At 59.3% G+C, this 2,307-nt stretch carries 1 protein-coding gene; it reads right to left on the bottom strand.

What is annotated here, in order from left to right; translation table 11 throughout:
* Positions 1-228: 228 nt before the first annotated feature.
* On the bottom strand, positions 229-1,875 hold the full coding sequence (locus tag HGB39_RS37940; protein WP_054248200.1) for a flavin-containing monooxygenase: 1,647 nt from the start codon (positions 1,873-1,875) through the stop codon (positions 229-231).
* Positions 1,876-2,307 lie beyond the last annotated feature (432 nt).

The raw sequence follows: 2,307 nt of genomic DNA on the forward strand, positions 1-2,307 counted from the left end.
TGGCTCACCGGCTACCGGCGTATGACCATCCGCTACGAGCGCCACGGCGAACACTTCGCCGGCTTCCTTCACCTCGCCGCCGCACTGACCTGCTTCAAGAAACTCCCCACATGAGACACGCTCTTAGCCGCCGTTCCTGTCCGCCAGGAAAAACTGGTTAGGTGGCTCATCCGGTCGTCGGCGTGGGTGGGAACGCACCAACAAATGCGTTCCCACCCCGTTCGCTTCCTACTGAAACTCGAAGCCCTTGTAGCCGGCGTTCTTGATCTCTTCCCACTTTGCGAAGTAGGCGGGCACGCCCCCGGAATAGTTGAGCATCTGTGCGGGTTTGCCGGGCACGTTCGCACCCCAGTACCACGACCGAGCCTTGGTGAACATCGAACCTTGGAACACCTCGTCCACGTGGGCGCGCCACGCGCGCTCCACCTCTTCGGTCGACTCGAAGCGCCGGGTTCCACGCGCCTTCAGTTCCGCGAGGAAGTCGGAAACAACCTGTCCCTGATACTCAGCTGAAGTCGGACCGTTGCAGAAGCCGGACGGGCTCTGCGGACCGTACAGGAAGAGCATGTTGGGGAATCCTGCTGTCGAAAGACCCAGGTAGGTGTCGACGCCACCCGCCCACTTGTCCTGGAGCGTTTTCCCTTCGACTCCGGTGATGTCGATCGCCATGATTCCACCGCTGTTGTTGTCGAAACCGGTCCCGAGGACGAGGACGTCACACTCGATGAAGCCGTTTGCGGTTTCGATGCCGTTCGGGAGGACGCGCTTAATTGGTTCGACGGTGGAGTCGATCAGGGTGACGTTGTCCTGGTTATAGACGTCGAAGTAGTTCTGCTCCAGCGAAGGTCGCTTGACTCCGAACGGGTGCGGCGGGGTGGCCGGCGCAAGCATTTCAGCGACCTTCGGATCCGCGACGCGCTGATGGACCTTCTGACGCCAGAAGTCGTAGAAGGTGCGGTTGGCTTCTTCATCGACGAGAATGTCCTGGAAGTTGCCGAGCCAAAGGTGGAATCCACCATCCTCCCACATGCGCTCGTACGTGGCGAGCCGTTCCTCTTCCGAGAGTTCACTGGCGTTCTGCGGGATGAAGTCGAAGTCGAACCCGGCAAATGCCTTGTACCGGGTTTCGAACCGCTCGGGAAGCGTCTCCCGCAAGCGGTCGTTGTCCTCGGTTGTCAGCTTCCTTTGCCGCATGGGGAGGGCGAGGTTTGGTGTCCGCTGGAGAACCGTCAGGTGTTCGGCTACCCCAGCAGCTTCCTGGATCACCTGGACACCGCTAGAACCCGTGCCCATGACCACGACCTTCTTACCGGTCATGTCCAATCCACCCTGAGGCCACCGTGCGGTGTGGTGGCACTCGCCTTGGAAGTCCTCGAGGCCCTCAAGGGAGGGGTACAGCGGTTTGGCACCGAAGCCCGTTGCAACGATGACCGTTCGTGCCCGCTGCTGCTTCCCGTCGCTGGACCGGACCGTCCACTCCAATTTGTCCTCGTCCCAAACGCAGGATTCGGCGACAGTGTTGAATTCGATATCCTTGGTGAGATCGAGTTTCGAATCGACGTATTCGAAGTAGTTTCGAACACCGTCCCAGCTCGGATAGAGCTCCGTGAAGTCGAACTCTTTCCACAGGTCCTTGTACGAGTACTGGTAGATCTGCCCGGTACTGTCCGTTCGGGCGCCGGGATAGCAGTTCCACCACCAGATCCCTCCGAGCCCGCCCGCGGCATCCCATACCTTGACACTGAATCCGAGGTCGCGAAGGCGGTCGAGCTGATACAGCCCCGAGAATCCACCGCCAATTACAAGGGTATCGAGAACATGTCCTTCGACCCCGCCGTCGCCAATCGGTGCGGATTCCGATACTGCAGATGTCATGCTGAACTCCTCCATGCTCGTCGCGCCGGGCGTTTCGCGAATGGCAACCCGGGATGAAAGAAACGCTATGCGTCGTGACGGCCACCACAGTGTCCGAAATCGAGTCAATACGACAATGGGGACGGAAAGCCTGGCGTTTCTGTGTGGCGGCGACGACCAACCGATCAACGTCATGGACCGAATCCTGATGCGGCAGTGCGGTCGACACTCCCGGATGAAGCGAGAAGTGAATGACTCTCACCGAGGGGCTCTGCCTCTTCGCCGCGGTCTTACGGTCGAAAACGCGTGTCTGTTCTGATACGTCTTTAGAGCGTGTCTCATGTGGATGAAGTGATGTGTGGGACATAATGTGACGCGTGGTAGATGAGTTGTCACTGCGGTTGGTTCCGGATGCGTTGTGGGAGATAGTCGCACCATTGATTCCGCGTTTTG

Source organism: Rhodococcus opacus (assembly GCF_012396235.1).
In the GTDB taxonomy this organism is placed as follows: Bacteria; Actinomycetota; Actinomycetes; order Mycobacteriales; family Mycobacteriaceae; genus Rhodococcus_F; species Rhodococcus_F opacus.